Here is a 24394-nt window from a genome sequence, read left to right on the forward strand (position 1 = left end):
AATAAATATTAAAAATAGTATAAAATTGAATTAAAAAAAATTGCAACAGTCTCAAAAAATCATTGGTAGAAAAGAATCCTTGTGGCTGATTTAGAGCGGTCATGTTTGTTTGGATAAAAAGATATGGAGGAGGTAGTGTTTTTGAGAAAAAAAATAATGTTTAAAAGAGTATTTTTGTCCAACTAAAAAAGCGATTATGTTGTTTCTTATTCTAAGTGTGGTTTGTAGTGTTACGGTAGGTGTTATTTTTAAAATTGCTAGAAACTATCAAGTGGTTAGTACGCAAATTGTAGCTTTTAATTATGTGTTTGCTGTAGCCTTGTGTTATTTGTTTTTTAAACCAGATTTAACCGTTTTAGATGCTTCGTCGCCTTGGGGTGTTTTTATTGTTTTAGGGGTTTTATTGCCGATAGTTTTTCTTTTTTTGGCGGCTTCTATAAAACACATGGGTATTGTAAAAACTGATATTGCGCAGCGTTTATCTTTGGTAATTTCGCTTTTAGGAGCTTGGTTTGTTTTTAAGGAAGAGTTTAGTCTGATTAAGCTAATGGCTTTTATATCAGGATTTCCAGCTTTGATACTTGTTTTAGATAAACCTAGTTCTAATGCCGAAAATAAGTGGGGTTATCCAGCGTTGGTTTTGATAGGTTTTGGCGTTATTGATCTTTTGTTTAAACAAATTGCATTGAATTCGAATGTGTCTTTTACGACTTCTTTATTAGTGGTTTTTTTTATTGCTCTTTTTGTAATGTTGATTTGTAATGGATATGAGTTGATTTTTCAGAAAGTGTGTTTTAATCCTAAAAGTATCTTGTTTGGTGGATTGGTTGGTATTTTTAATTTTTGTAATATATTGTTTTATTTAAAAGCGCATAAAGTATTTTCGGATAATCCTTCGACTGTTTTTGCTGGTATGAATATGGGAGTTGTAGTGTTGGGGTGTATTGTAGGAGTTTTTGTATTTGATGAAAAAATGTCTAGACGCAATATTGTAGGGTTATTATTGGCTTTGTTAGCTATTGCTTTGATTGTAGTGTCTCAATTGTATTAAAAATACATTTTTTTGCTATTTGTTTTTATTAGTATATTTGGCGTTCGTAATCAATCTTGATTGCTGTGTTTGTTAAAAAAAAGTATGCAAATTGCATATAGCAATAAAGAATATTAAATATTAACTTATGAAATTACTAGAAGGAAAAGTTGCGATTGTTACAGGTGCAAGTCGTGGAATTGGGAAAGGGATTGCCGAAGTTTTTGCTAAAAATGGTGCAAATGTTGCCTTTACTTACAGTTCATCTGTAGAGTCTGCTCAGGCTTTAGAGAATGAGTTGAATGCTTTAGGAATTAAAGCTAAAGGATATAAATCGAATGCTGCTGATTTTGATGAAGCGCAAACTTTTGTTGATTCAGTTTTGGCTGATTTTGGAACTGTTGATATCTTGATTAATAATGCTGGGATCACCAAGGATAATTTATTGATGAGAATGTCTGAGGCTGATTTTGACCAAGTTATCGATGTTAATTTAAAGTCAGTTTTCAACATGACTAAGGCTATTCAGAAAACCTTCTTGAAACAGCGTTCGGGTTCTATTATTAATATTAGTTCGGTGGTTGGTGTTTCTGGAAATGCTGGACAAACAAATTATGCAGCCTCAAAAGCAGGTGCTATTGGGTTTACAAAATCTGTTGCTTTAGAGTTGGGTTCTCGTAATATTCGTTGCAATGCAATTGCTCCTGGTTTTATTGAAACAGAAATGACTGCAAAATTAAGTGAAGATGTTGTAAAAGGATGGAGAGAGGGAATTCCGTTGAAACGTGGAGGTTCTACCGAAGATGTTGCTAATGCGTGTTTATTCTTGGCTTCGGATATGAGTGCTTATATAACTGGACAAGTGTTGAATGTTTGCGGGGGAATGTTAACTTAGAATTTTATTGAAAGATTTAATAATTTAAGAATTTAAACATTTATATATTCGTATAAAAAAGAATTTTTCAATTTTTAAATTAGAATAAATGACAACAAGCACAATTTTATTAATTATACTTTCATTGGTAATTGCTGGTTGTTTGTCTTTTTTTCAATATTTATTTAAAGTCAAAAACAAATCAAAGTTGATTTTGTTTTTGACTTTTTTGCGTTTTTTGGCTTTTTTTTTACTGCTTTTGTTGTTGATAAATCCAATAATAACAACTAATAAGCTTGAAATCGTAAAGACTCCGTTGCCAATTGTAGTTGATAATTCTAGTTCTGTCGCTTTTCTGAATGCTGATAAAAAAGCAGTAGAATTGTTTCGAGAATTGATTTCTAATAAAGAAATTCAAGATAAATTTGAAGTGCAATCGTATTTGTTGGATTCTGATTTTAGACAATCGGATAGTTTAAATTTCAAAGGGAGTCAGACAAATTTAGATTTGGTAGCTAAAAATTTGAAAAGCATTTATAAGAATGCATTTTATCCAACAGTGATTATTAGTGACGGAAATCAGACCTCGGGAGAGGATTATGTTTATAGTTTTAATGAGAATAATAAGGTTTATCCTTTGATTTTGGGTGATACGACTAAGGTGTTGGATTTGAAAATCAATCAATTAAATGTAAATAAGTATGCTTTTTTGAAAAATAAATTTCCTGTCGAAGTGTTTTTGCAATATTCAGGCTCTAAAAGTGTAGTGGCTAGTTTTAGTATTACACAAGGAAATGAGGTTTTAGGAAAACAATCTGTTCAATTTTCTCAATCTCAAAAAACAGCTGTAGTAAATATGTTGTTGCCGGCAAATAAGGTAGGTTTGCAGGTTTATAAGGCTAAAATCACATCATCGGTAAGTGAGAAAAATAGTTTCAATAACATTAAAAATTTTGCTGTTGAAGTTATTGATCAAAAGAAAAATGTGGCTATTGTTTCAGCTGTTAATCATCCGGATGTTGCTGTTTTTAAGAGGGCAATTGAATCTAATTTACAACATAAGGTTGTGTTGGTTAAACCTAATGAAATCAATTCGTTACAAGATTACAATGTTCTTATTTTGTATCAACCAACAGCGGCTTTTAAATCTGTTTTTGAAACCAACGTAAAAGCTAATTTAAATACTTTTATAGTTACTGGAACAAGTACGGATTTCTCATTTTTAAACCAAGTTCAGAATAATTTTGTTTTTAAAATGAGTCGTCAAGAAGAAGATTTTCTGGCAAATTTTGATTCTCAGTTTGATTTATTTGCAATTGACAATATTGGTTTTGAAAAATTTCCACCACTACAAAATGATTTCGGCACAATAGTTCCAAATGGAGAAGTGAGTGTGATGCTTTATTCAAAAATTAGAGATATTGAGACAAAATCTCCATTATTGGCTTTTGCTGAACAACAAGGAAAAAGATCAGTGTATTTGTTTGGTGAAAACAGTTGGAAATGGAGTTTGCAAAGTCATGTTGATACAAAATCATTTGAGCAATACGATGTGTTTGTTAATAAGATTATTCAATATTTAGCCTCTAATAATGCTAAAAAATCATTGGTTGTTAATCATGAAAGTTTTTACAATTCGGGAGAATCCTTAGAGATTACCGCTCAGTATTTCAATAAAAACTTTGATTTTGATGAAAAGGCTCATTTATCTATAGCTGTAACGAATAGTAAAACCAAACAAGTTAAAAACTACAATCTTCTTAAAGGTAATAATATTTATAAAGTAAATCTAGACGGACTTGCTGCAGGTAGTTATAATTTTTTGGTAAAAGAATTGAAATCGAAAGAATCTTATTCTGGTCATTTTGAAATTCTAGAGTTTGATATCGAGAAACAGTTTGTAAACCCAGATGTTCAGAAGCTGAAACAATTGGCTTCTCAAACCAAAGGTTCTGTTTTTTATCCCAATCAAGTTAGTGATTTAATTAAAATATTACTTGAGAATGATGAATTTAAAGCAGTTCAAAAAGATGTAATTACAAAATCTCCTTTGATAGACTGGAAATGGTTATTGGTTGTAATTGTTTTATTGTTATCTGCAGAATGGTTTGTTAGAAAGTACAATGGAATGCTGTAACTAAACATGTATAAATGGTGTTAGGAATAATTTGCACTGTTGATGTGATTGATTTTTCGTTGGTATAATTTTTAAAAGTTTTTTTGTAGTGTTTTTTAGATTTTTGTGGGTGTAAAATTCATTTTTGTTGAAAATAATTTAATGGATAAAGAAAATATTCGTTATTTTTGAAAAAAATGCAACCTATGGATTTTAGACTCAAAGTTTTTTTTACTGTTGCAACACGCTTAAGCTTTACGAAAGCGGCTGCAGAATTATTTATTACTCAGCCTGCAATCTCCAAGCATATTCACGAACTTGAAGAGGAATACAAAATCAAACTCTTTGAGAGAAATGGTTCTAAAGTAACCTTGACAAATGCTGGTGATGTTTTATTGAGTCATACTAAAAACATTTTGGAGATTTATAGGGAAATCGACTTTGATATGAGTACTTTTCACAACGAACGAAAAGGATTGTTACGTATCGGAGCAAGTACTACAATTTCACAATATATTATTCCGCCATTATTGGCTCATTTTCACCAAAAATTAGAATCCGTAAAAGTAAGTTTGCTTAATGGAAACACTGAGCAAATTGAAAATGCTTTATTGAATAAAGAAATTGAAATCGGTATTGTTGAGGGACAATCTAAAAATCAGGCTATTAAGTATGAGCAATTCATTAAGGATGAGCTGGTTCTAGTTTGTAATGTTAATAATTCTCTAGTAAGAAAAAAAGAGCTTGTTCCTGATGATTTAAAATCGTTACGTTTTGTAATGCGCGAAAGAGGTTCTGGAACACTTGAAGTTATTGAGTATGCATTAAAACCTTTTCAGATTAAAATAGATCAATTACAAGTCGAAATGCAATTGGGGAGTACTGAAAGTATTAAAGCTTACTTAATGAGTTCTAATTGTGTTGCTTTTATGTCTGTGCATGCAATTAGTAAAGAGTTGAAAAACATGGAATTGCAAATTATTGACGTAGATAATTTAATTATTGAACGTTTTTTTTATATTATTACGCTTCAGGGAAAATCTGATTCTTTATCAGAATTGTTTATAAAAAACATTTCTTCTTTCTATAACTTAAAGTTATAGTGGATTATTTTTTTCGATTAGTAGGGGGATTCTTTTAAAACGATCTTTGTCGTGTAAAAGTAAAGTCCTCATGAGTACAAAAAGTAGCAATACACCTGTTTTAATAAAAGTAAATACAACCGTACAGCAAGGTATTTTTGTTTTGTTTTTATGCGTTTGCTTGTTTCCGATCATTTCTCCAGTAGTCGCATTAGTATTGGGATTGATGGTAGCTAATCTTTCTGGACATCCTTATCTTCATTTAAATCACAAAGCAACTCAACTATTGTTGCAGATTTCTGTTGTAGGCTTAGGGTTTGGAATGGATGTACATAGTGCTTTAGCCGTAGGGAAAAATGGGTTGCTTTTAACTATTGCTTCTATTGTAATAACAATTTTATTGGGTGTTTTGTTAGGAAAATGGTTTAAAATTCCAAAAAAGACTTCTCATCTTATTTCGTGCGGAACGGCCATTTGCGGAGGTAGTGCAATTGCTGCAATAGCGCCAGTGGTTCAGTCCGATGAGAAGCAAACTTCTGTTGCTTTGGGAGTGGTTTTTATTCTAAATTCTATTGCTTTGTTTGTTTTTCCTTACATTGGATATTGGTTAAAAATGTCTCAAGTCGATTTTGGTATGTGGTGTGCGATAGCTATTCATGATACGAGTTCGGTAGTTGGAGCTGCAAATAAATATGGAGCAGAAGCTTTACAAGTGGCTACAACCGTTAAATTAGCGAGGGCTTTGTGGATTGTTCCAGTTGCTTTATTTACTACTGTTGCATTTAAAAATAATTCTAGTAAAATTAAGATTCCTTACTTCATTGGATTGTTTGTGTTGGCAATGATTTGTAATACTTATTTTTCTCCAATAAAAATTGTTGCGCCTCATTTGCTTACAATTGCCAAAACAGGACTTACCGTTACTTTGTTTTTGATTGGGGCAGGGTTAAGTCGAAATGTTTTAAGAACAGTTGGAATTTTACCATTAGCACAAGGGGTGATACTTTGGGTTGGTATTTCAATTTTGTCCTTATTGGCTATTCTGTTTCTTTAAGATTAGTCTTTTTGGTTGTTTTGTTTTGAATTAATGCATTAATAATGTCAATTTGCTTGAATTATTTTTAAAAAAAGTAAATTTGCAGTTCGATAAATTATATATAATGAAAAAAATAAAATTAAACAGAATTGCTTTAACTTTTTCGGTGATCGGTATCGCTTTTGTATCAATGTCTTGGGGTATTTTTGGTCACGAACATATTAACAATTCAGCTGTAATGGCTTTGCCGCAACCACTACAAACCTTTTTTTATAATCATATTGATTTTATAACTCAGGAAGCAACTGTACCAGATTTAAGAAAATATACTTTGCGTGATAAAGCCGAAGGGCCACGTCATTATTTTGATTTTGAAAATTTTGGAACTCAAGAATCTGTTCCGCTTCAATTTGACGAAGCAAAGAAAAAATATGAAGAAAAGTTTTTGAATGATAATGGTGTTTTGCCTTGGTATATTAATGAAATTATGGCCAAGTTGACTAAAGCCATGAAAGAAAAAAGAAAAACAGAAATTTTACTTTTAGCAGCCGATTTAGCTCATTATATCGGTGATGCCAACATGCCTTTGCATACTTCGGTTAACCATGATGGTCAGCTTACCAATCAAAAAGGGATACACGCAATGTTTGAATCGCGTATGCCTGAAATGTTCGGAGCAAATTATAATTTTTATACTGGTGAAGCTAAATATATTGATAATGTAGAGAACGCTACTTGGGATATGCTGAATGATTCTCATAGTCAGGTAGATCTACTTTTGCAAACCGATAAAAAACTTCGTGAAAGCTTTGATCCTGAAAAGATTTATGTGAAAGATGAAAAAGGAAATGTTGCTAAAGGTAAATATGGTGACATGATTTATTCTGAAGAATATATTACTCAATTGCATACTGCATTGAATGGCATGGTTGAAAGACAGATTCGTAAAGCAATTGTGCTAACATCGAATTATTGGTACACAGCTTGGGTAAATGCAGGTAAGCCAAATTTGAATGAATTGGATTCAAAAGAATTGACAAACCGTAATAAAAAGAACTTAAAAAATGATTTGAAACTTTGGAAAAAAGGAAAATTATTTGGTTTAGAAAGCGAAAATGATTTTTAGTGTTGTTCTTAACAAAGTAGGAAGCCTGTATTTGTACATAATGCAGGCTTTTTTATTGTTTGTATATACTATACAATACATTTTTTTTTGATTCTAGCTTTTAAAGTTTTTTTTATAAAAACGATAGAACTATTTGTTGTGAGAATATTAAATCGTTTTTAGTACTATATACATATTTAAGTATATTTGTTGACTTAAAAATAATTGACAGTGTCTCAAATAAATAAATTAAAAATATTCAACGATCCAATTTATGGATTTATTTCGATACCTAATGCTTTAATTTACGATTTAGTTCAGCATCCTTATTTTCAGCGGTTAAGGCGAATTTCGCAAATGGGATTGTCTTATTTGGTTTACCCAGGTGCAAATCATACCCGATTTCACCATGCTTTGGGATGTATGCATTTAATGCAAAAAGCGGTTGAAGTATTACGATTTAAAGAAGTTAATATAAGCATTGAGGAAGAAAATGCATTATACATTGCAATATTGTTACATGATGTTGGTCATGGCCCTTTTTCGCATGCTATGGAAAGTAGTATTGTTGAAGACGTGCATCATGAGCAAATATCGTTATTGTTAATGAATCAGCTTAATCTGGAGTTTAATGGACAATTAAGTCTCGCTATAAAAGTTTTTCAAGGTGAATATCATAGGAAATTTATGTTGCAACTGATATCGAGTCAGTTGGATATGGATCGAATGGATTATTTAAAACGGGATAGTTTTTACTCGGGTGTTTCCGAAGGAAATGTTAATTCCGAAAGATTGATTCAAATGATGAATGTAGTAGATGATGTTTTGGTTATCGAAGAAAAAGGGATCTACTCTGTCGAAAAGTTTTTAATGTCTAGAAGGTTAATGTATTGGCAAGTTTATTTGCATAAAACAAGTTTGGTTGCCGAATTAATTTTGACAAAAGTTTTAAAAAGAGCCAAAGAATTGACCGAAAGAGGAGTTGTTTTACCGTGTAGTAAACCGTTAATGTTTTTTATGCAAAACAAAGTAACGCTTGAAACATTTGATTCTAAAACACTAAATCTATTTGCAAAGCTAGATGATTTTGATGTCATAAGTGCTTTGAAAGCTTGGGAAAATGAAGATGATTTTATTCTCTCTTCATTAAGTAAGATGATTATTAATAGAGATTTATTAAAAATTAAACTCACTGGCGAAAAAGTACCACTTGAAGAATTACAACTTTTAAAGGAACGTTTCGCAATTCAAAATCAAATTTCATTGGCAGAGTCAAGTTATTTTATTTTCAAAGGAAAAATTAAGAGTCAAGCCTATAGTAAAATTGCAGAACCGATACGAATTTTGAATAAAGATAAAACAATAGAGGATGTTGTTGAAGCTTCTGATCAGCTGAATTTGAAATCATTATCAAAATTAGTTACTAAGTATTATATTTGTTTTCCAAAACAACTACTTTAAAATTAATATTTAAAATCTATTTTTATATTTTTGTTGCGATTAAATATGTCAATCTGTTTTTAAATTTTTATTTGAAAGCTAATTCTAAAGCGTTTCATTTAAACGTTTAAAAATACAATACACTAAGATGAAATTTACAGCTGAACAAATAGCAGGGGTACTAGAGGGGAATATTGTTGGTGATCCCAATGTTGAAGTAACTCGTTTGTCTAAAATAGAAGAAGGAACTGAAGGATCTCTTACTTTTTTATCCAACCCAAAATACACTAATTTCATATATACTACAAAAGCATCCATCACAATTGTAAATGAAACTTTTGTTTCAGAATCTCCACTTAAAACAACTCTTATTAAAGTGCCAGATGCTTACAAAGCATTTTCTAAATTATTAGAGTTTTACAATCAAGTAAAATTAAACAAGACAGGTATCGAACCACAATCCTTTATATCTCAAAGTGCTACGCATGGTTCAAATTTATATTTAGGAAGTTTTGCTTATGTTGGAGATAATGTGAAATTGGGCGATGATGTTAAGATATATCCAGGAAGTTATATAGGAGACAATGTAAGTATTGGTAACAATGTTATTATTTTTGCCGGTGCCAAAATTTATTCGGAAACTGTTATAGGAAACAATTGTACTATACATTCAGGAGTAATTATCGGAGCAGATGGATTTGGTTATGCACCAAATGAAGACGGTACTTTTAATAAGATTCCTCAAATCGGGAATGTAATTATTGAAGATAATGTTGATGTTGGAGCCAATTCAACAATAGATAGAGCCACATTAGGTTCTACTATTATCAGAACTGGAGTAAAGATAGATAATCAAATTCAAGTTGCTCATAATGTCGAAATTGGTAAAAACACCGTGATTGCAGCTCAATCAGGAATTGCGGGTTCTACAAAAATTGGCGAAAATTGTATGATTGGAGGTCAAGTTGGAATTGTAGGACATCTTACAATAGGGAATAGTGTTCGAATACAAGCGCAATCGGGAGTAGCTAGTAACATTAAAGATAATGAAGTTATACAAGGAACTCCAGCATTTGGATATTCAGATTTTAGTAAATCGTATGTTCATTTTAAGAATATGCCCAAAATGTTGAAAGAGATAGAAGAGTTAAAAAAACAAATATTAAACCAAAAAAATGGAAACAATGGTTAAACAGAAGACCATCAAAACAGAAATTTCACTAACAGGAGTTGGATTACACACAGGGAAAGAAGTAAAAATGACTTTTAAACCTGCTCCAGTTAATAATGGCTTTACCTTTGTTAGAGTAGATCTTGAAGGACACCCTGTTATTGAGGCTGATGCTAATTATGTAGTTAACACACAACGTGGTACTAATCTAGAAAAATTAGGTGTCAAAATTCAAACACCTGAACATGTTTTGGCAGCATTGATGGGATCTGATTTGGATAATGTTATTATAGAATTAGACGCTTCTGAACTTCCGATTATGGATGGTTCATCAAAGTTTTTTATTGAAGCAATAGAAAAAGCGGGTATTGAAGAACAAGAACTCAATCGTAATGTATATGTTGTAAAAGAAGTTATCTCTTATACAGATGAAGCATCTGGAAGTGAAATAATGGTAATGCCAAGTGATCATTATAGTATCACGACTATGGTCGATTTTGGAACTAAAATTCTGGGCACACAAAATGCCACTCTAAAAACTATTCATGATTTTAAAGATGAAATTTCAAATGCAAGAACATTTAGTTTTTTGCACGAATTAGAAGCATTATTAGAGAATGGTTTAATAAAAGGGGGGGACTTAAATAATGCTATTGTTTATGTAGATAAAGAAATTTCCGAAACTACAATGGAAAGTTTGAAAAAAGCTTTTGGTAAAGAAGAAATTACAGTAAAGCCTAATGGAATTTTAGATAATCTTACGTTACATTATCCTAATGAAGCAGCTAGACATAAACTTCTAGATGTAATAGGAGATTTAGCTTTAATTGGTACAAAAATTCAAGGAAAAATTATTGCTAATAAACCAGGGCATTTTGTAAATACACAGTTTGCCAAAAAAATGGCTAAAATTATTAAGAGTGAACAAAGAAATTACGTTCCTACTTATGATTTGAATCAAGAACCATTGATGGATATTCATAAAATTATGTCAATGTTGCCACATAGACCTCCATTTTTATTGATCGATAGAATAATTGAAATGTCCGATAGTCATGTAGTAGGTATGAAAAATGTAACGATGAACGAAAGCTTCTTCGTAGGACATTTTCCTAATGCGCCAGTTATGCCTGGAGTTTTAATTGTTGAGGCAATGGCGCAAACAGGAGGAATTTTAGTTTTAAGTACTGTTCCTGATCCAGAAAATTATTTGACTTATTTTATGAAAATTGATAATGTTAAATTCAAACATAAAGTATTACCAGGGGATACTTTGATTTTTAAATGTAATTTGATAACGCCAATCCGAAGAGGTATTTGTCACATGCAAGCAAATGCTTATTCAAATGGTAAGTTAGTTGCTGAAGCTGAATTGATGGCTCAAATTGCTAGAAAACAATAAAAACGACATGATCTTTCTGCATAGATTGAATCATAATTAATTAATTTAATTAAAAACAGTAGATGAATCAACCGTTAGCATACGTTCATCCAGATGCGAAAATCGCTAAAAATGTTGTAATTGAGCCTTTTACAACTATACATAATAACGTTATTATTGGAGATGGAACCTGGATAGGTTCTAATGTTACAATAATGGAAGGGGCTAGGATAGGGAAAAATTGTAATATTTTTCCAGGTGCTGTAATTGCTGCTGTCCCACAAGATTTGAAATTTGGCGGAGAAGAATCTCTCGCTATAATTGGAGATAATTGTACGATTAGAGAATGTGTTACAATTAATAGAGGTACAATTGCTTCAGGACAAACAACTATAGGAAACAATTGTTTAATTATGGCAGCAGCTCATATTGCTCATGATTGTCACGTAGGAGACAATGCTATTATTGTAAACGGAGTTTTATTAGGAGGGCATGTAACTGTTGGGAATTTTGCCGTAATTGGTGGTTTATCAGCTGTTCATCAGTTTATTAGTATTGGAGATCATGCAATGATTTCTGGAGGTTCATTATTACGAAAAGATGTGCCACCTTATACCAAAGCAGCCAAAGAACCTCTGTCTTATGTTGGAATTAATTCAATTGGTTTAAGAAGAAGAGGGTTTACGACTGAGAAAATTAGAGAAATTCAAGATATATACAGAATTCTTTATCAAAAAAATTACAATACAACTCAAGCAATTGGGATTATTGAAGCTGAAATGGAAGCTACTCCAGAACGTGATGAAATATTAGATTTTATTCGAAATTCATCTCGTGGAGTAATGAAAGGTTATACAGGAAATTATTAAAAAAAAAAACGAATTACTAAATTATTTTAAAAATGGCATCTACATCAGATATTAAAAACGGTCTTTGTATTAAACATAATCATGATATTTATAAAATTATCGAATTTCTTCATGTAAAACCAGGGAAAGGGCCTGCGTTTGTAAGAACTAAATTAAAATCTTTGACAAACGGAAAAGTTTTAGATAATACTTTTTCTGCTGGACACAAAATTGATGTTGTTCGTGTAGAAACACACACTTTTCAATTTTTATATCCAGAAGGAAATGATTTTCATTTTATGAATGCTGAAACTTTTGAGCAAATCACACTAAACAGAAATGTATTAGATTCTCCGGATTTGTTGAAAGAAGGTGAAAATGTAATGATTCAAATCAATACCGAAACAGATTTGCCATTATCAGTTGATATGGCGCCATCAGTAATTTTAGAGGTTACGTATGCCGAGCCAGGTGTAAAAGGTAATACAGCTACAAATGCTACAAAACCTGCAACTGTAGAAACAGGTGCAACAGTAAATGTTCCTTTGTTTATTAATGAAGGAGATAAAATCAAAATAGACACCGCTACAGGTTCTTATATGGAACGTGTAAAAGAATAGTTTGCAATCAAACTGAATACAGCAAAATTGCAATTATGAAATTTTCCCAAATACAAACTCTACAAGAAATAGCAAGTATCATCAACTGTGAATATGTTGGTGATGCTTCTTTTCAGGTTTTAGGGATGAATGAAATTCATGTCGTAGAATCTGGTGATATAGTTTTCGTTGATCATCCCAAATATTATGAAAAAGCTTTAAATTCGGCCGCAACTATAATTTTAATTAATAAAAAAGTTGATTGTCCTGAAGGAAAAGCGTTGTTGATTTCTGATGATCCATTTAGAGATTTTAATATTTTAACCAAACACTTTCGCCCTTTTGAATCTGCAAAAATTGCTGTTGCAACAACTGCTGTAATAGGGGAGGGAACAATAATTCAGCCAAATTGTTTTATTGGAAACAATGTTGTAATTGGTAAAAACTGTCTGATTCACCCAAATGTTACGATTTACGATCATACTTTAATAGGGGATAATGTTATTATTCATGCAGGAACAATACTTGGGGCAGATGCTTTTTATTACAAAAAACGTCCAGATGGATTTGATCAATTAATTTCAGGAGGACGTGTTGTCATCGAAAACAATGTTGGAATTGGAGCTCTTTGTACAATAGATAAAGGTGTTACAGGTGATACAATAATTGGAGAAGGGAGTAAACTAGATAATCAAGTACATGTTGGTCATGATACTGTGATTGGTAAAAAATGTCTCATTGCTTCTCAGACAGGTATTGCAGGTTGTGTTATCATTGAGGATGAAGTTACTATTTGGGGACAAGTAGGAACTACAAGTGGTATTACAATTGGGGCAAAAGCTGTAATAATGGGACAAACAGGTGTAACAAAATCTATTGAAGGAGGAAAAAGCTATTTTGGTACACCAATTGAAGAATCAAGAGAAAAGTTAAAACAACTAGCTAATGTTAAGAAAATCCCTGGAATTCTAAATAAATTGAAATAGTTATGTCTGCAAAAGAAATTATAAAAAGCTTTTACAAATCAGATGCTTTCCTAAATCCTGAAATAATGAAAGAGTATTTGCATCCTGATTGCATTTTAGATTGGAATAGTAGTGTAGGATTAATTCAGAGAGATTACAATGCTATTTTAGATTTAACAAATGAAATTAGTAGAGCTTACGTTCGATCTAAGGTAAGGATAAGCCACATTTTGGAAGAAGGTAATATGGTTTCTGTTCGATTTGATCATTTTGTAAAAACTATCGAAAATCCAAGAGAGGAAATGTTTTTGGCTCATATGATGGTTATTTGGGAATTAAAGGATAATAAATTATACAGAGGTTATCAAATTAGTCAAGTTTCGTGATATTTTTTAGTTAAAAAAAAACATAAAATAAATACAAAAGGCTTATTTTTGCGTAACAATTTTAAAAACTACATAAAAAATATATCATGAGTGTTTTAGTTAATAAAGATTCAAAAATTATTGTTCAAGGATTTACTGGTAGTGAAGGAACATTTCACGCTACTCAAATGATCGAATATGGTACAAATGTTGTTGGTGGTGTTACTCCAGGAAAAGGAGGATCTACTCATTTAGAGCTTCCTGTTTTTAATACAGTGAAAGATGCAGTAGAGCAAGCAGGTGCTGATACATCAATTATTTTTGTACCACCAGCTTTTGCAGCAGATGCAATTATGGAGGCAGCAGACGCAGGAATTAAGGTTATCATTGCGATCACTGAAGGAATTCCAGTTGCAGACATGATCACTGCTAATAATTATGTTAAAGAAAGAAATGCAAGATTGATTGGTCCAAACTGCCCAGGTGTTATTACTCCAGGTGAAGCTAAAGTTGGAATTATGCCAGGTTTTGTTTTCAAAAAAGGAAAAGTTGGTATCGTTTCAAAATCAGGAACTTTAACGTATGAAGCTGCTGACCAAGTTGTGAAACAAGGATTAGGAATCACTACAGCTATTGGTATTGGTGGTGATCCAATTATTGGAACAACAACAAAAGAAGCTGTAGAATTATTAATGAATGACCCAGAAACTGAATGTATCATTATGATTGGTGAAATCGGTGGACAATTAGAAGCTGATGCTGCTAAATGGATAAAAGCCGATGGAAACCGTAAACCAGTTGTAGGATTTATCGCTGGAGAGACTGCTCCTGCTGGAAGAACAATGGGACATGCTGGTGCTATTGTTGGAGGATCTGATGACACTGCAGCTGCCAAAAAACAAATTATGAGAGATAACGGAATTCATGTTGTTGATTCTCCAGCTGAAATTGGAAAAAAAGTAAAAGAAGTATTAGGATAATTTCCTAGATATTTTTAGATTATAAATTTTCAAAATGCCTCACGATTTTGTGGGGCATTTTAATTAATAGATAAATTATGTATAAAGGGTTAGAAAAATTTACGGTAAAAGGAGATTTTAAATTTTCGCAAGAAGATAATTTAGAAATTGTATGTAATGCTTCAGAAACTGCAAGCGGAATTTTTCTTGTTTTTGCTGTAGTAGAAAATGGTGCAAAAGAATTACTTATGGTTGGTTCTACAGGAACTGTTCAGAATGATGGAACTTTAAAGAGCAAAAATGGTGGACTATATGATAAAATTGTAAATGGCCATCAATTTGCAAAAACAGCAAGAAAATATTCATGGCCAACACAAATGAAAAAGGAAAGTATTGAAATGTTAGAAGTTCATTGGTTTGAAACATTTAATGAGTCAAAAAAAGAAATTCCAACCTCAGTAGAAGGACAAGTTTTACAAGCTTTTTTAGATGAAAACGGTAAATTGCCAAAATGGAATATTGCTTTTTAATCTTTTTTGAATACGTACAAAAAAAGGAACTCAAATTTTGAGTTCCTTTTTTTTTATGTTTTAATCTTCATCATCTTCGTCATCTTCATCGTCAGCATCTCCAGTGTTTCGGTCATCATCCTCATCGTCTTCATCATCTAAATCTGGTTTGTCAACTTTTTCATCTTCGTCATCGTCATCATCAGCATCGTCAACATCTAATTCTAATCCGCTGATTGGTTCTACCACATCGTCAATTTCATCATCATCATCATAATTACCAATTCTGTCAGCTAATTTAGTACTTACTTTTACTAAATAGATAGTGTCTTCGGTTCTAACTTCAACAGCTTCAATTAATTCATTTTTGGCATTTCTAAATCTAATGATGTCAGAATCATCATAACCATCAGGAAATTTATCAACCAATAGATTTAAAATTTCGTTGGTCAATTTGGCGTAATCAACTATTATTCTTTTCATAAAAATTCTTATAAATCTAACAAATAGGCAAAAATTAATGGTGCTACAATCGTAGCATCGGATTCTATAATGAACTTTGGTGTTTTGATGTCAAGTTTTCCCCAAGTAATTTTCTCGTTTGGAACCGCACCTGAATAGGAACCGTAGCTTGTTGTTGAATCTGATATTTGACAAAAATAACTCCAAAAAGGAACGTCATGCATTTCCATGTCTTGATACAGCATTGGTACTACGCAAATTGGGAAATCTCCTGCGATACCTCCTCCGATTTGGAAAAAACCAATTCCATTAGAACTGTTTTTCGGATACCAATCAGCTAGGAAAGTCATGTATTCAATACCTGATTTCATTGTAGAAGCTTTTAAATCTCCTTTGATAACGTATGATGCAAAAATATTTCCCATTGTACTATCTTCCCAACCTGGAACAATAATTGGTAAATTTTTCTCAGCAGCAGCATACATCCAGCTGTCTTTTAAATCTATTTCGTAATACTCTTCTAGAACTCCTGAAAGCAACATTTTGTACATGAACTCATGAGGAAAATATCTTTCGCCTTTTTCATCAGCATCTTTCCAAATTTTATAAATATGCTTTTGAAGACGACGGAATGCTTCGTGTTCTGGAATACAAGTATCAGTAACTCTGTTTAGTCCTCTTTCTAATAATGCCCATTCGTCTTCTGGAGTTAAATCACGATAGTGAGGAACTCTTTCGTAATGAGAATGTGCAACTAAGTTCATAATATCTTCTTCAAGATTAGCTCCTGTACAAGAAATTATTTGAACTTTATCTTGACGAATTATTTCGGCAAAAATCTTTCCAATTTCAGCGGTACTCATCGCACCAGCCATGCTTACCATCATTTTGGCACCATTAGCTAATTGCTGCTCATAAGCTTTTGCAGCATCAACCAGAGATGCAGAATTGAAATGCAAATAATGCTTTTCAATAAACTGACTGATTGGTCCTTTACTCATATTTTTTCTTTTTTTTATTTAATGTTCAAAAAGGCTGGATGAGATTTGAATTTTACAAATAAAAGAAATTTATAAATATCAAACTTCATTAAACCTAATTTATACTTATTATTTGTTATAGCCTAAAATTTTCATTACATCCTCAGCTGTTTGTTGCTCAGAGAAAACTTCAGTTGCTAATATTCCATTTTCGTCACGATCAATCAAAATATGTTTGGGTTGTGGAATCAAGCAGTGTTGTAATCCTCCGAAACCGCCAATGGTTTCTTGATAAGCTCCTGTGTTGAAAAAGCCAAGATATAATGGTTTTTCCTTATTATATTTAGGTAGATAGATTGCATTCATGTTTTGCTCAGAGTTGTAATAATCATCACTATCACATGTCATTCCGCCTAATAATACTCTTTCATATGTATCGTTCCATCTGTTTATTGCTAACATGATAAAACGCTTATTTATTGCCCAAGTGTCTGGTAAAGTTGTAATAAAAGAGGAATCAATCATATTCCATTTTTCTCTATCGTTTTGTTGTTTTTGATACAATACTTGATAGATGGCTCCACCGCTTTCACCAACTGTAAACGAACCAAATTCTGTAAAAATATGAGGTACATCAACTTCGGCTTCATCACAAGCGATTTTAATTTGATTGATAATTTCATCAATCATATATTGGTAGTCATATTCGAATGCTAATGAATTTTTGATAGGGAAACCTCCGCCGATGTTCAAACTGTCAAGAGTAGGACATTCCTTTTTCAAGGAAACATAGACTTTGATACACTTTACTAATTCGTTCCAGTAATAAGCATTGTCATTGATACCTGTATTAATAAAAAAGTGTAACATTTTTAGTTCCAAATTTTTATTTTCTTTTACTTCTCTTTTGTAAAAAGGAACAATGTTTTTGTATCCAATACCTAATCTTGAGGTGTAAAACTCAAATTTAGGTTCTTCTTCGGCAGCAATTCTAATTCCAATTTTAAATTTCCCATTGATTTGTTCTTGTAACAAATCAAGTTCTTCATAATTGTCAATAATTGGAATAGTATTTTTGTGTCCGTTGTTTATTAAACGAGCAATGTTTTCTATATATTGATCTCTTTTGAAACCATTACATATAATATAAGTGCTTTTGTTTATTTTTCCGTTTTCTAATAAATTCTCAACAATATTGATGTCAAATGCAGATGAAGTTTCAACATGAATGTTGTTTTTGAAAGCTTCATTCATTACGTACTCAAAATGTGAACTTTTGGTACAATAACAATAAAAATATTTTGCCTCATATTTATTTTTTTCCATCGATTTACGAAACCAACTTTTGGCTTTGTTAATGTTGTTGGAAATTTGTGGCAAGTATGTAAACTTCAGAGGAGTTCCGTAAGTTTCTACCAATTTCATTAAATCGATATTGTGAAACTGCAGATTGTCTTTGTTTAGTTTGAATTCTTCTTGTGGAAAATAATATGTTTGATTGATTAGATCAGAATATTTTGTATTCATTTGTTTGTTAGAGTTTTAGAGTTTAATTGTATTTGTAAAATAAAATTAACTGCAGTTCAAACTCTAATGTTGGCATATATAATTTGTAATTCTTCAAAATCTGCCTTAAAATATTGAAATACATCAAAACTAAAATTACCTTTTATACCAAAAAAACGTTTCAATAAGCTTAGAAAAGCTCTATTGCTTCTGGTTTTCTTGCTAGAAAATATCTTGGTATTTTTGTTTTCGTTCATTGGCACAAATGTAAAAAATAATATAAACGCAAAGCAATCCTTTTTTATTAAAAAATAGCTAAGATTTATAATCTTTAAAAGCGTTTAGAATCAATTCGTTTTCAACATCTTGATTGATTTTTATTTGTCCGATACCTTCAATTAATGCAAATTGTATAGTTCCGTATTCGTTTTTTTTATCGTGAATTAGTAATTCTAGAATAGGATCTATGTCATTTTCTTCAAAAACTACATCATCATATATAGATTTTAATGTACTTTTTATTTGCTTGTATTCTTCGGCAGTGATTAGTTTTTTGTGTAATGAGATATAACTTTCCAAAATCATTCCAGCAGCAATTGCTTCGCCATGTAATAAGGTGGTTTTATTTTGATTTTCTAAAAAATAACCTTCAATTGCATGTCCTAAGGTATGTCCGAAATTCAATGATTTTCTAATATTTTTTTCAGTAGGATCTTGCATCACAATTATGTTTTTTATTTCTACCGAACGATGAATTAAATTATCCAATTGATCAAAATCGATCGCTTTTATGTCTAAAAATAATTCCCAATATTCTTTATCAAATATCAATCCGTGTTTTAGCATTTCGGCAAGGCCAGATCGCATTTCGTTTTGAGGAACAGTTTCGAGATAATTGGTATCAACCAAAACCATTTTTGGAGTAACGATTACGCCAATTTGATTTTTTAAATTTCCTAAATCAACTCCGTTTTTTCCGCCTACAGAGGCATCAACCATCGAAAGTAATGTGGTAGGTACATGGATAAAATCTACTCCTCTTTTAAAAGTAGAAGCGACAAAACCTCCCAAATCAGTAACGACTCCACCACCAACATTGATGATTAAGGTTTTTCTATCGGCACCTAACTCCGTTAAAACATTCCAAATTTCGATACAGGTTTCAATATTTTTGTTAATTTCTCCAGCTTCAAATTCGATAATTTCAATTGTCAAATCGGTTTCTAATAATGGGAGGAATTTAGGTAAACAATATTCGTTGGTGTTACTATCAACAATAATGAAAATATTAGAGTATTTATTTTCTCTTAAATGTTGGTTTAATTTTTCATATCCAGTTTCATTAAAATGTACAGGATAATTATTGGCTTGGATAGTTAGCATCGTTTTATTTTAATTTAAACCGCAAAATAAGGGAAAATTTGCTAATTATTATGATTTACTCTCTTTATATTTGCAAAAAAAATATAACAAAAAATGAATAATATTTTTAATAATTCACAAATTGCATTTGCATTAAAAAGTGATACGGAGTTAGACAGAGCCTATTTTCTTTTTAAATTAATCAATAGTCAGCCATTGGTTCGTATAGGGACAGCGGTTACAAATTTTGCAATAAAAGCTAATCTTCCTGTTGAGAGTCTTATTCGTGCAACTGTATTCGATCATTTTTGCGGAGGTGTAAATGAAGACGATTGTTTGACGGTGGTTGATAAAATGTTTACCAAAGGAGTTTCTTCGGTATTGGATTATTCTGTTGAGGGAAAAGAAGAGGAAAACCAGTTTGATGCGGCTTTAGAGATGACTTTAAAAACAATTGAATTTGCTAAAGAGCGTAAAGCTATTCCGTTTGCAGTTTTTAAACCAACAGGATTAGGACGTTTGGAGTTATACGAGAAGGTAGGTGAAAAACAAGTGTTAACTTCAAAGGAACAAGAAGAATGGGATAGGGTATTAGCTCGTTTTGATTATGTTTGTAGTGAAGCGCACAAGAAAAATGTAGCTTTATTAATTGATGCAGAAGAAAGTTGGATGCAAGATGCTGCTGATGATCTTGTTACTGAAATGATGAAAAAATACAATAAAGAAAAAGTAATTGTTTTTAATACGCTTCAAATGTACCGTTGGGATCGTTTGGATTATTTAAAAAAATTACATGAGCAAGCAAAAGTAGAAGGATTTTTCATTGGGATGAAATTGGTTCGTGGGGCATACATGGAAAAAGAAAATCTTCGTGCAGAAGAAAAAGGTTATCCAACTCCAATTTGTGCTTCAAAAGAAGCTTCGGATATTAATTATGATGCGGCAGTTTCTTATATGGTCGAACATTTAGAAACAATGGCTATTTTTGCAGGAACTCATAATGAGTTGAGTACTTATAAATTAATGGAGTTGATGAAAGCTAAAGGGATTTCTTCAAGTGATGACAGAATTTGGTTTGGTCAATTATATGGAATGAGCGATAATATCAGTTATAACTTAGCTGCAAATGGATATAATATTGCAAAATATTTACCTTTTGGACCTGTTAAGGATGTTATGCCTTACTTGATTCGTCGTGCCGAAGAAAATACTTCGGTTGCTGGTCAGACAAGTCGTGAGTTGTCAATGATTAAAGCGGAACGCAACAGAAGAAAAGGAAAAATCTAATTTTTTGGCAATAGCTATTGAAAGATTTTGAAAGCCATTTGTTTATAAAACAAATGGCTTTTTTTAGGATTTAAAGCGAAATATCCCATTGAATTCTAAAACGCCAACCATCTGCATAAGGCAATGCTTCATCCTGAAATTCGGCATGGCTAATCTCTGCGGTTAATTTGTTTTTGTGACCTTTAAAAAAATAATTAAAAGCCAACGATGATTCTGTTTGCAAATTGTCTTTCAGGTTCTTATCAGGATGATATTCTGCATGTCTTCCTGCAATTTCTAAACGTTCAGGAACCCAATCCCAAATGGTATGGAAAAAATATCCGGCCTGAACATAGTATCCACGTAAATGAGTAGATTGGTCATTGTTGTATTTATCGATAATGGTTTTATTGTGCCATTCGCTTTGCCAAGAAAAACCACGATACATAAATGCAGTTTCAAAATTGTATTGATTTACCCTGTATTGACCGATATTTTGGTCTTCAAATCCTTCTAAAGAACCACCGCCAGACTGAGAAAATCTAGTATAAGGGCTTCGGTTGGTAACGGCATTTAATGCGATAATTGCAGTTGGTTTTTCGTGAAACTCTAAATCACCGCCTTCAAAATCAAGCTCTCTTCCTAAAAAATTCCATTGCACTCTACCGAAATACATTAAATGTTCGTCGTCGTTTTTACTATTTCCTCTTCCTGTACCTGTTAGTGCGGCTGCCCAATAATTAAAATCTGCAATCCCTTTTCCTTTGAGATGTCCGTACACCTCGACCCCTAATTGTCTATCAACGGTAAAAGGTCTGTTTATTATAGATCGCTCAACCATTTGTTGTTCGCCACTGCTTATAAATCGCTCTCGAGTGTATTCTGTTTTCCATTGGCCCACTTTAAAACTCAACCATTCCCATTTTTCAATCATTATTCTAAAATCTAATAAGTTAGATTGACTGAGTTCGTATTCCCAATAGTATTTCAACCATGGTTCAAAAGCATGTCCTCCTATTTTTAATCTTGCTCTGTTGATTTTGAAAGTAGTTTGTTTTTCCTGGCTATAATCATCGTATGTTACCGGATCTACATCGTATGGAGTAGCAAAACGAAATTGCAATCTACTTTGTAATTGAAAAAGAAATTTTTTGTCTTTGGTTTCTAATTCAATTCCTTTTTTACCATATCGTACATTCATTAATTTAGTGGTATCTTTTTCCTGTTGGGCATTAGTAAAAAGACAAATGAATAGTAGAGTAATGCTTAAGTAGGATTTTAAGTTGATTTTTATTGGGAGAGTAAAAAAAACACTTGATGAATTCATAAATTTTAAAAAAATAAATTGATTTTTTTTAATAAAAAAAGAGTGTAATAACTCTGTCTATTACACTCAAATTTAAGTATTTGTTAGGTTATTTTTGTTTTTTCTTATAAAGAAAATTTTACAGAATATTTTTTTAAGAATTAATTATTGGTAAACTGTAGGTTACTTAGGTTTTTATATAGACCGTTTTCTAGGTTAATTAATTCTTGATGGGTTCCTTGTTCGCTAATTTTTCCATTATCAAGAACTAGGATTTGATCGGCGCTGCGAATGGTAGAAAGACGATGCGCAATGATTATACTTGTTCTGCCTTCCATTAAAATCTCTAAAGCTTCTTGAACTAGTTTTTCACTTTCGCTATCCAAGGAAGATGTGGCTTCATCCAGGATTAAGATAGATGGATTTTTAAGTAATGCTCTAGCGATAGCAATTCGTTGTCTTTGTCCTCCTGAAAGTTTTACACCTCTTTCTCCAACAATTGTTTCAAATTTTTCTGGAAAACCTTCAATAAAAGTTAAAGCATTAGCTTGTTTAGCCGCTATTGTTATCTCTTCATCAGTGGCATTTGGTTTTCCGTATGCAATGTTTTGTTTAATGGTTCCTCCAAAAAGAATGACATCTTGAGGTACAATACTCATATTGCCTCGAAGTTCTTCAATATTGTAATCGTATATGTTTTTTCCGTCAATCATAATTTGACCGTTATCGATATCATAAAAACGTAATAGCAATGAAGCGATAGTTGATTTTCCCATTCCGCTAGGGCCAACAAGAGCTATTTTTTGTCCAAAATTGGCATTGAAATTAATGTCTTTCAAAACCTGAATTTCTTTTCTTGAGGGATAGCTAAAAGCAACATTTTTAAAACTAACTTCTCCTTTTATTTTAGTAATAGAAGAAGCCGAAGTAGTTGTATTGATTTTTTCAGGGGTTTCATCAAGTAATTCAAAGACCCTTTCAGTTGCGCCAATGGCTTTTTGCATTTGAGCATACAATTCAGCTATCCCTCCCGATGAAGCACCTACATAACTTGAGTATAGTATAAAAGTAAATAACTCACCCACGGTAATTTCGCCATCAATACTCAATTGTACGCCATACCATACTACACCTACAATGGTCCCAAATAAGCAAACAATAATAAATGAAGCAAAGTAGCCTCTAAATTGCCCCCCTTTAATGCCGATTTTAACAACCTCTTTAATTTTTTCTTTGTATCTGGCAATCTCATACCATTCATTGGCAAAAGCTTTCACGATACTTATTCCCTGCATGGTTTCTTCAACTACCACTTGGCTTTCGGCGACTTGATCTTGAACTTTTTTTGAATATTTTCGAATAAAGCGCCCAAAAATTACAGCAATTACACCTACCAACGGAACGACAGAAACCATCATAATCGTCAATTTGATATTGATGCTGGCTAGCATTACAAAACTTCCGATAATTAAGATAAATTGGCGCAAAAATTCGGCAATAGTGGTTGTTAAAGTATCTTGAATTTGTGTAATGTCGTTGCTTATTCGGCTATTCAATTCGCCTACACGTTTTTGCGAAAAGAAAGACATTGGTAGTTTGATTAAATTAGTGTATAAAGCCAATCGAACATTAGCTAATGTGTTTTCGGTAAAATTTACAAATAATGAAAGTCTGAAAAATGAAAACAAAGATTGTAATAGTAGTACCAAACCTAACCCTAAAGCAATTTGATTGGCTAAATGCCCATCTTTTTTATGAACACAATCTACAAGCATTCCCATAAATTTTGGAAAAGCTAATGCAGTAACGCTAGTAAGAAGTAAAAAGAGTAAGCCTAAATAAAATTTCCATTTATGATTATTTGCGTATTTAAAAATTAGAATTGCTTTTTGAAGAGAACTTGCTGTTATTTTAGATTTGGGTAAATCATTTTCTTGAAATCGTGCCATTGTAATTATTTTATAGCACAAATGTAAGGCTATATAAAATGATTGCAAAAAAAACTATTCGGATCAATAATTATTAATGATCT

General features: G+C 31.8%; 22 protein-coding genes. 16 read left to right on the forward strand and 6 right to left on the reverse strand.

The window, feature by feature from the left end:
* Positions 1 to 196 precede the first annotated feature (196 nt).
* The 15 genes from ABEB18_RS01070 to ABEB18_RS01140 all read left to right on the forward strand — a co-directional run bounded on the left by ABEB18_RS01070 (position 197) and on the right by ABEB18_RS01140 (position 15501).
* Positions 197 to 1051, forward strand: coding sequence for an EamA family transporter (locus tag ABEB18_RS01070; RefSeq protein WP_348797152.1), 855 nt, complete (start codon positions 197 to 199; stop codon positions 1049 to 1051).
* A gap of 127 nt (positions 1052 to 1178) precedes the next feature.
* The gene (gene fabG / locus ABEB18_RS01075) at positions 1179 to 1925 is read left to right on the forward strand and encodes a 3-oxoacyl-[acyl-carrier-protein] reductase (RefSeq protein ID WP_348797153.1); all 747 of its coding nucleotides are present in this window, start codon (positions 1179 to 1181) and stop codon (positions 1923 to 1925) included.
* 88 nt (positions 1926 to 2013) lie between these two features.
* On the forward strand, positions 2014 to 4041 hold the full coding sequence (locus ABEB18_RS01080) for a hypothetical protein (RefSeq protein ID WP_348797154.1): 2028 nt from the start codon (positions 2014 to 2016) through the stop codon (positions 4039 to 4041).
* A 185-nt stretch (positions 4042 to 4226) separates the two neighbouring features.
* The gene (locus tag ABEB18_RS01085; protein ID WP_348797155.1) at positions 4227 to 5123 is read left to right on the forward strand and encodes a LysR family transcriptional regulator; all 897 of its coding nucleotides are present in this window, start codon (positions 4227 to 4229) and stop codon (positions 5121 to 5123) included.
* Positions 5124 to 5193: 70 nt separating this feature from the next.
* Positions 5194 to 6156 carry a YeiH family protein gene (locus ABEB18_RS01090; protein WP_348797156.1) on the forward strand — a complete coding sequence of 321 codons (963 nt, stop codon included), beginning with the start codon at positions 5194 to 5196 and terminating at the stop codon, positions 6154 to 6156.
* 106 nt (positions 6157 to 6262) lie between these two features.
* The gene (locus ABEB18_RS01095; RefSeq protein ID WP_348797157.1) at positions 6263 to 7264 is read left to right on the forward strand and encodes a zinc dependent phospholipase C family protein; all 1002 of its coding nucleotides are present in this window, start codon (positions 6263 to 6265) and stop codon (positions 7262 to 7264) included.
* A 210-nt stretch (positions 7265 to 7474) separates the two neighbouring features.
* Positions 7475 to 8704, forward strand: coding sequence for an HD domain-containing protein (locus tag ABEB18_RS01100; protein ID WP_348797158.1), 1230 nt, complete (start codon positions 7475 to 7477; stop codon positions 8702 to 8704).
* 127 nt (positions 8705 to 8831) lie between these two features.
* Complete coding sequence (lpxD, locus tag ABEB18_RS01105; RefSeq protein ID WP_348797159.1) at positions 8832 to 9875, forward strand: UDP-3-O-(3-hydroxymyristoyl)glucosamine N-acyltransferase; 1044 nt, start codon at positions 8832 to 8834, stop codon at positions 9873 to 9875.
* Positions 9868 to 11256, forward strand: a complete 1389-nt coding sequence (locus ABEB18_RS01110; protein WP_348797160.1) for a bifunctional UDP-3-O-[3-hydroxymyristoyl] N-acetylglucosamine deacetylase/3-hydroxyacyl-ACP dehydratase — start codon at positions 9868 to 9870, stop codon at positions 11254 to 11256. The genes lpxD and ABEB18_RS01110 overlap by 8 nt, the downstream gene beginning before the upstream one ends.
* A gap of 62 nt (positions 11257 to 11318) precedes the next feature.
* A complete protein-coding gene (gene lpxA / locus ABEB18_RS01115) occupies positions 11319 to 12104 on the forward strand; it encodes an acyl-ACP--UDP-N-acetylglucosamine O-acyltransferase (protein WP_348797161.1) in 786 nt (261 codons plus the stop codon).
* A 32-nt stretch (positions 12105 to 12136) separates the two neighbouring features.
* The gene (efp, locus tag ABEB18_RS01120; RefSeq protein ID WP_348797162.1) at positions 12137 to 12703 is read left to right on the forward strand and encodes an elongation factor P; all 567 of its coding nucleotides are present in this window, start codon (positions 12137 to 12139) and stop codon (positions 12701 to 12703) included.
* A 35-nt stretch (positions 12704 to 12738) separates the two neighbouring features.
* On the forward strand, positions 12739 to 13668 hold the full coding sequence (locus ABEB18_RS01125; protein ID WP_348797163.1) for a UDP-3-O-(3-hydroxymyristoyl)glucosamine N-acyltransferase: 930 nt from the start codon (positions 12739 to 12741) through the stop codon (positions 13666 to 13668).
* Between the two features lie 2 nt (positions 13669 to 13670).
* The gene (locus ABEB18_RS01130) at positions 13671 to 14033 is read left to right on the forward strand and encodes a nuclear transport factor 2 family protein (RefSeq protein ID WP_348797164.1); all 363 of its coding nucleotides are present in this window, start codon (positions 13671 to 13673) and stop codon (positions 14031 to 14033) included.
* Between the two features lie 86 nt (positions 14034 to 14119).
* Positions 14120 to 14992, forward strand: coding sequence for a succinate--CoA ligase subunit alpha (sucD, locus tag ABEB18_RS01135; protein ID WP_348797165.1), 873 nt, complete (start codon positions 14120 to 14122; stop codon positions 14990 to 14992).
* A gap of 77 nt (positions 14993 to 15069) precedes the next feature.
* Positions 15070 to 15501, forward strand: coding sequence for a hypothetical protein (locus ABEB18_RS01140; RefSeq protein WP_348797166.1), 432 nt, complete (start codon positions 15070 to 15072; stop codon positions 15499 to 15501).
* A gap of 60 nt (positions 15502 to 15561) precedes the next feature.
* On the opposite strand, the gene ABEB18_RS01145 is transcribed toward ABEB18_RS01140, so the two are convergent.
* From ABEB18_RS01145 to aroB, 4 genes are all read right to left on the reverse strand, one after another.
* Complete coding sequence (locus ABEB18_RS01145) at positions 15562 to 15963, reverse strand: DNA primase (protein ID WP_348797167.1); 402 nt, start codon at positions 15961 to 15963, stop codon at positions 15562 to 15564.
* Positions 15964 to 15971: 8 nt separating this feature from the next.
* Positions 15972 to 16943, reverse strand: coding sequence for a deoxyhypusine synthase family protein (locus ABEB18_RS01150; RefSeq protein ID WP_348797168.1), 972 nt, complete (start codon positions 16941 to 16943; stop codon positions 15972 to 15974).
* 108 nt (positions 16944 to 17051) lie between these two features.
* Positions 17052 to 18449, reverse strand: coding sequence for a type III PLP-dependent enzyme domain-containing protein (locus ABEB18_RS01155; protein WP_348797169.1), 1398 nt, complete (start codon positions 18447 to 18449; stop codon positions 17052 to 17054).
* A 294-nt stretch (positions 18450 to 18743) separates the two neighbouring features.
* The gene (aroB, locus tag ABEB18_RS01160; RefSeq protein WP_348797170.1) at positions 18744 to 19811 is read right to left on the reverse strand and encodes a 3-dehydroquinate synthase; all 1068 of its coding nucleotides are present in this window, start codon (positions 19809 to 19811) and stop codon (positions 18744 to 18746) included.
* Between the two features lie 93 nt (positions 19812 to 19904).
* Between aroB and ABEB18_RS01165 the strand changes: the two genes are divergently transcribed.
* Entirely contained in the window at positions 19905 to 21077 is a 1173-nt protein-coding gene (locus ABEB18_RS01165) for a proline dehydrogenase family protein (RefSeq protein WP_348797171.1), read from the forward strand.
* A gap of 70 nt (positions 21078 to 21147) precedes the next feature.
* On the opposite strand, the gene ABEB18_RS01170 is transcribed toward ABEB18_RS01165, so the two are convergent.
* Together ABEB18_RS01170 and ABEB18_RS01175 are read right to left on the reverse strand one after the other, a co-directional pair.
* A complete protein-coding gene (locus ABEB18_RS01170) occupies positions 21148 to 22383 on the reverse strand; it encodes an OprO/OprP family phosphate-selective porin (RefSeq protein WP_348797172.1) in 1236 nt (411 codons plus the stop codon).
* 140 nt (positions 22384 to 22523) lie between these two features.
* Positions 22524 to 24311 (reverse strand): ABC transporter ATP-binding protein, encoded by a 1788-nt coding sequence (locus ABEB18_RS01175; RefSeq protein WP_348797173.1) that lies wholly within the window; start codon positions 24309 to 24311, stop codon positions 22524 to 22526.
* Positions 24312 to 24394 lie beyond the last annotated feature (83 nt).

The organism is Flavobacterium adhaerens, from assembly GCF_040045115.1.
Lineage (GTDB): Bacteria > Bacteroidota > Bacteroidia > Flavobacteriales > Flavobacteriaceae > Flavobacterium > Flavobacterium adhaerens.